The sequence below is a fragment of the Planococcus sp. SSTMD024 genome, from assembly GCF_041320495.1.
In the GTDB taxonomy this organism is placed as follows: Bacteria; Bacillota; Bacilli; order Bacillales_A; family Planococcaceae; genus Planococcus.
Genome location: NZ_JBGGNS010000004.1, coordinates 58,417 through 64,944 on the forward strand (window position 1 = coordinate 58,417; position 6,528 = coordinate 64,944).

The following is a 6,528-nucleotide window of genomic DNA, read 5'->3' on the forward strand; positions in this document are numbered from 1 at the left end:
TGCTGCCCCTTATTGTTGCGGGAATAATTCCTTCAGCGCCTCGTTTATAGTTTCAACACCAACGACGCGGATTCCTTCCGGAAAATCCCAACCGCCCATATTCGATTTCGGGATGATGGCTCGCTTAAAGCCCAGCTTTGCCGCTTCTTGCACGCGCTGTTCAATGCGCGACACACGGCGCACCTCTCCGGTCAACCCGACCTCACCGATAATGCAATCATCCACTTTCGGTGCAATATCCCGGAAACTCGAGACAATGCTCGCGAGCACAGCCAAATCGATCGCCGGCTCATCCAGCTTCACGCCGCCTGCCACTTTAATATATGCATCTTGTGACTGTAGCATCAAGCCGACGCGCTTCTCCAGCACCGCCATCAATAACGATACCCGGTTTTGGTCAATTCCCGTCGCCATCCGCTTCGGGTAATTAAAACTCGAGGGGGTGACCAATGCCTGAATCTCCACCAGTATCGGCCGTGTCCCTTCCATGGAAGCGACAACCGTCGATCCCGCTGTACCGCTTGAACGTTCCTGTAAAAACAGCTCAGACGGATTCAACACTTCCTTTAACCCGCCTTGCAGCATTTCAAAAATCGCAATTTCATTCGTCGAACCGAAGCGGTTTTTAACACTGCGCAAAATACGGTACGTATGATGCCGTTCCCCTTCAAAATACAACACTGTATCCACCATATGCTCCAAGATACGGGGCCCGGCGATCTGGCCTTCTTTCGTCACATGGCCGACCAGGAAAATCGCGATGTTTTTCGTTTTCGCCACACGCATCAATTCCGCCGTGCTTTCACGCACTTGCGTCACGCTGCCGGGCGCTGATGTCACTTCGGGATGATAGACCGTCTGGATCGAATCGACAATCACGAAATCCGGCTCTACTTCTTCAATCGTGTGATGGATCAGCTCCAAATTGGTTTCCGCAAAGATCAATAAATCTCCTGATACCGCATCCAGCCGCTCCGCCCGCATTTTTGTTTGGCGAATCGACTCCTCCCCCGAAATATACAACACTTTCTTGCCAGCTTTCGCAAGAAGCGCCGATACTTGCAAGAGCAATGTCGATTTCCCGATCCCTGGGTCCCCCCCGATCAAAACTAGAGAACCGGAAACAATTCCGCCGCCGAGCACGCGGTTCAATTCGTCCATTTCCGTTTTCGTCCGCGGCTCTTCTTTCGTTTCAATCGAATTGATCGGTGTCGCTTTTTGGGCAATTTGCGGCGCGCTATGCTGGAATGCGCCCCTTGTGCCTTTTGGTGCTGCAACTTCCGTTTCTTCTGTCATCGTATTCCATGCCGCACAACCTGGGCATTTCCCCATCCATTTTGCAGACTCATAACCGCAGGATTGGCAGATGAACTTTATTTTTTTCTTCGCCATAATGACCTCCTATATATAGAAAAAAACCCGCCGGAGACATATCCGGCGGGCGGGATATCGTTACGATTTCTCTACGGCCCCTTCATTCGTGCGGACAACAAACTCATCGCCCTGTACATCGAAGACAATTTTTTGCCCGGCAATTGCTGTACCTTTCAACAATTCTTCAGACAAACGGTCTTCGACATGCTTTTGAAGTGAGCGGCGCAAAGGACGTGCTCCGTATTCCGGATCATACCCCTCTTTGGCAATTTTATCAAGCGCTGCCTCGGTCAGCTCCAGATCGATGTCCTGTTCTTTCAAACGGGCCGTCAGTTGCTGCGTCATCAGCTCGACAATCTTACGCAAATCGTTCTTTTCAAGTGAATGGAAGACGATCATATCATCGACACGGTTCAAGAATTCAGGACGGAACGCTTTCTTCAATTCCGCGAGCATCTTGCCCTTCATGTCTTTGTAATCCGTCTTCGAATCTTCCAAGTTAAAGCCAACATACTTATTGTATTTCAATTCCTGTGCCCCGACGTTCGACGTCATGATGATCACCGTATTGCGGAAATCGACGCGGCGCCCTTTGGAATCGGTCAAATGCCCATCTTCAAGCACCTGCAAAAGAATGTTGAAAACTTCAGGGTGGGCTTTTTCGATTTCATCGAGCAAGACCACTGAATATGGCTTTCTGCGGACTTTCTCCGTCAGTTGGCCGCCTTCCTCATAGCCGACATAGCCTGGAGGCGAACCGACAAGGCGTGAAGTCGTATGGCGTTCCATGTACTCGGACATATCGATGCGGATCATCGCATCTTCATCACCGAACATCGACTCAGCCAAAGCTTTCGCTAGCTCGGTTTTCCCGACGCCTGTTGGCCCTAAGAAGATGAACGAGCCAATCGGGCGCTTCGGATCTTTCAACCCGGCACGCGCACGGCGGATCGCTTTCGAAATTGAAGTCACCGCTTCATCCTGGCCGATTACACGGCTATGGAGGATCTGCTCCAAATTAAGCAATTTATCGGATTCTGTCTGCGCCAATCTCGATACCGGCACGCCCGTCCACATTGAGACGACTTTCGCAATATCTTCGACTGTCACTTCTGACTCTTCTTTGCCTTGCTTTTCTTTCCACTCTTTCTTCGTCTGGTCGAGCTCATCTTTCAGCTTTTGCTCGGCATCGCGAAGAGAAGCTGCCTTTTCGAATTCCTGGCTCTGCACTGCTTCATTCTTCTCAGAACGGGCAGCTTCAAGACGGGCTTCCAGTTCCTTTAAATCCGGTGGAGTCGTATATGAACGCAAACGCACTTTCGAACCGGCCTCATCGATCAAATCGATCGCTTTATCCGGCAAGAAGCGGTCGGAAATATAGCGGTCAGACATTTTCGCTGCCGCAACAATCGCTTCATCGGTAATTTTTACGCGATGATGCGCTTCGTAGCGGTCGCGCAAACCTTTAATGATCTCGATTGACTCTTCAACCGTCGGCTCATCCACTTGAATCGGTTGGAAACGGCGCTCAAGCGCTGCATCTTTCTCGATGTACTTGCGGTACTCATCCAGTGTTGTCGCACCGATGCACTGCAATTCGCCGCGGGCAAGCGATGGTTTCAAGATATTCGAAGCATCAATTGCACCTTCAGCTCCGCCAGCCCCGATCAATGTATGAAGCTCATCAATGAAGAGAATGACATTGCCTGCTTGGCGTATTTCATCCATCACTTTCTTCAAGCGGTCCTCAAACTCACCACGGTATTTCGTTCCGGCAACCACCGTACCCATATCAAGAACCATAACGCGTTTATCGCGAAGTGTTTCCGGAATTTCATTATTCACGATTTGTTGGGCAAGCCCTTCCGCAATCGCCGTTTTACCGACACCAGGCTCTCCGATCAATACCGGGTTGTTTTTCGTTCTGCGGCTCAATACTTCAATCACACGCGTGATTTCGTCGCTGCGCCCAATCACAGGATCTAGGCTTCCTTCACGCGCCACTTGCGTCAAATCACGTGCCAAGCCGTCCAAAGTCGGTGTATTAGCAGACGCATTCGGGCTCGTGCCAGTCGATGCCTGCTCGTTGCTGCCGAGTAGTTGCAATACTTGCTGGCGCGCTTTATTCAAGCTGACACCGGCATTCCCAAGGACACGTGCAGCAACCCCTTCGCCTTCACGGATTAAAGCAAGCAGTAAATGCTCAGTTCCGATATAAGAGTGGCCAAGCTTACGGGATTCATCAACAGACAGTTCGATTACTTTTTTAGCCCGCGGCGTATAATGAACAATCGGGCCGACATCTTTTTCTCCGACGCCAACTAGTTCTTTGACACCGTCTTCGATCAATTGTGTATTTACTTCAATTGCTTCAAGTGCTTTCGCAGCGATTCCGCCGCCTTCTCGGATCAAACCAAGCAAAATATGCTCAGTTCCGATCGATTCGTGCTTCATGCGGATTGCCTCTTCTTGAGCTAATTGAAGAACTTTTTGTGCGCGTTGTGTAAATCGGTTGAACATCATGCAAAATCCTCTCCTTTTTTATTTATCCCGTTATCAACTAACCTCTCCCGGAACAATTCCGCCCGGGCAAAGTCTCGTTCCTTCGCTTCCAATGGGCGTCCTGCATACTGCTGCAAAAACGCAGGCTGCATAAACACCATCAATTCATTTAGTATCGACATGTCCACATCCGTAATTAGGTGAAGGTCGATGCCCAGTCTGACATCTGATAAACAAGTGGCTGCTTCTTCTGTATTCAACAGACGGGCGTGGGTCAGTACACCTAACGACCGGTACACCCTATCTTCAAGGAGCAACGGAGAATTCGCATTCAACGCTTCCCTTGCTCTTCGCTCCTGTTCAATAATCTGCTCGGTCATATTTTGCAAATCCTGCAAAATTTCATACTCTGATTTTCCTAATGTTACTTGATTAGAAATCTGGTACACATTACCAAGCGCTTCACTTCCTTCTCCGTATATCCCTCTCACAACCATCCCCAGACGGGATATAGCCGGGATGATCCGGTTGATTTGATGGGACATTGTTAAAGCTGGCAAATGAAGCATGACAGAAGCACGCATTCCTGTACCCGTGTTTGTAGGGCAACTGGTCAAATAACCAAATTTCTCATGGAAAGCATAGGAAAGGTGTTCTTCCAAAAGCGAATCCATTTTATTCGCTATGTCATATGCTTCCTGTAAATGAAAGCCCGACTGCAAACTTTGAATCCTCATATGGTCCTCTTCATTGACCATAACACTAAGCTCTTCTTCATCCGATAATAATACAGCACTGGAATGCTGGCTATTCGCTAAATAGGGACTAATTAAATGTTTTTCCACTAACACTTCCCGCTGCAGGTCATTTAATTTTTCAATATTGATATGGGTAAACCCGTATCCAACTTCCTTTCCCTTATCAAGTAAGACGGAAGAAACGGCTTTATCTACTTTCAGCGCTTCGTCTTCAGAAAACGCATAAGGAAATTTAAACTCGTCTAGATTTCGTGCCAACCGGATTCTCGTACTCATAGCTATATCAACATGTTCACCGTTATTAGCCATCCAACTACTCGCCCGGGGTTGAAGGAAACGGTCAATCGCCAACGTCCCCACCTCCTTCAAGCTTCTCATTCAAGGCCTTTACTTGATCTCGCAGCCTTGCAGCTTCTTCAAAGTTCTCATCTTGTATCGCAGCCTGCATTTGCTTTCTCAATTCTTCAATTTCTTTTTTAATTTTCAACGTTGTACCATAAGAAGCAGGAATCTTCCCTGTATGCTCTGTATTTCCATTTTGCACTCGCTTTAAAATCTCATCTAGCTGAGGCGAGAAGGTACTATAGCACTCAGCACAACCAAATTTACCGAGACTCAAAAACTTTTGGAATGTAAATCCACAAGATGGGCAAATCGGAACTTCTTTTCGTACAGGATTCACAGCGGCCTGTTGCTTCGGAAACCAATTAGCTAATAAATTATGGATTGCCATCGGGTCTTGGTCAAACGAAAAACTAATATTATGATTTTCCGCCGCACAAACGTGACAGAGGTGTTTTTCTGTTAAATGCCCCTGCTGGCTTTGCTTCACGATGACTGTAGCTGGCCGTTCTCCACATTGTTCACAAATCACTTGATCACTCCTTGCCCGTTCGACTCATATTGAATAGTAAACAACATCGCCACTAGAATCCTCGCTCGTACTTCATCACGCACAGGAAGAGGCAGACCGAGTGTAGAACGATCAATAGCACTCAAAATTAATTTAGCTTCACGCTTAGATATAACTTCTTCACTTAAAAGCCTCCATACAATATCTTCGGCCATGGTTTGTGAAGCACCAGTTTCAAGCCTATTAATAATTTGGGCTATTAAATCTGACTTCTTATGAATGCGTACCTTCTTTATACGAATATATCCGCCCCCACCACGCTTACTCTCAACTAAGTATCCACGATCTAATGTAAATCTAGTGTTTATTACGTAATTAATTTGGGAGGGAACACATTGAAATTTCTCAGCAACCTCACTTCGTTTAATTTCAATATGGTCCTTACCGCTTATTTCGATAATCTCTTTTAAATAACCTTCAATTATATCTGAAATATTCCGCATCGCTTTCACCTCTTTAGCGTTTAAATGCGCTAATGATTGACTTTGACTATATTTGACTTAATTATACATAAGCGTTTTGCGGATATCAAATACTTAGTTTGAGACAGAAAAAGTCTCGGGTTGAATATCCCGAGACTCGTCATTCTTGGTCCATCATTCGTTTCATAAAATCTTTTGTATGGCTAGATACCGAACGGGTTTTTTCTTCAACGTACTTGGTTCTCCAACGTATACCCTCTTGCCAAACTTCTACTACATCCCCATTGTTTACATCATGAGTAAATTCTTCAATAGGATAAGTGTATTGCTCAGCAGAATCTTTTAACGAGACTAATAGGGCAGTTCTTTTATCGACGGTTTTTACTTTATATAAACCAGCTTTCATAAATTTTCACCTCACTTCTTTTTTCCCTTTATAGTATATTTTCAATCCTTTTTTTAATTTTAATTACAAAAAAGCCGCTACCGGAATGAACCGGTAACGGCCTTTCAATTTGCCCAGCGACGTCCTACTCTCACAGGGGGAAACCCCCAACTA

Annotated in this window: 6 protein-coding genes; all 6 read right to left on the reverse strand. The window is 46.5% G+C overall.

Annotation, left to right across the window (positions count from 1 at the left end):
• Positions 1-9 precede the first annotated feature (9 nt).
• The 6 genes from radA to AB9R92_RS00685 all read right to left on the reverse strand — a co-directional run bounded on the left by radA (position 10) and on the right by AB9R92_RS00685 (position 6,375).
• Positions 10-1,392 carry a DNA repair protein RadA gene (gene radA / locus AB9R92_RS00660; protein ID WP_370667634.1) on the reverse strand — a complete coding sequence of 461 codons (1,383 nt, stop codon included), beginning with the start codon at positions 1,390-1,392 and terminating at the stop codon, positions 10-12.
• Positions 1,393-1,452: 60 nt separating this feature from the next.
• Positions 1,453-3,897: an ATP-dependent Clp protease ATP-binding subunit gene (locus AB9R92_RS00665; RefSeq protein WP_370667635.1), complete on the reverse strand. Its 2,445-nt coding sequence runs from the start codon at positions 3,895-3,897 to the stop codon at positions 1,453-1,455.
• Entirely contained in the window at positions 3,894-4,985 is a 1,092-nt protein-coding gene (mcsB, locus tag AB9R92_RS00670; RefSeq protein WP_370667636.1) for a protein-arginine kinase McsB, read from the reverse strand. The genes AB9R92_RS00665 and mcsB overlap by 4 nt, the downstream gene beginning before the upstream one ends.
• Positions 4,975-5,508, reverse strand: coding sequence for a UvrB/UvrC motif-containing protein (locus AB9R92_RS00675; protein ID WP_370667637.1), 534 nt, complete (start codon positions 5,506-5,508; stop codon positions 4,975-4,977). The genes mcsB and AB9R92_RS00675 overlap by 11 nt, the downstream gene beginning before the upstream one ends.
• Positions 5,505-5,990 (reverse strand): CtsR family transcriptional regulator, encoded by a 486-nt coding sequence (locus AB9R92_RS00680; protein WP_370667638.1) that lies wholly within the window; start codon positions 5,988-5,990, stop codon positions 5,505-5,507. The genes AB9R92_RS00675 and AB9R92_RS00680 overlap by 4 nt, the downstream gene beginning before the upstream one ends.
• 139 nt (positions 5,991-6,129) lie before the next feature.
• Positions 6,130-6,375: a hypothetical protein gene (locus tag AB9R92_RS00685; protein WP_370667639.1), complete on the reverse strand. Its 246-nt coding sequence runs from the start codon at positions 6,373-6,375 to the stop codon at positions 6,130-6,132.
• Positions 6,376-6,528 lie beyond the last annotated feature (153 nt).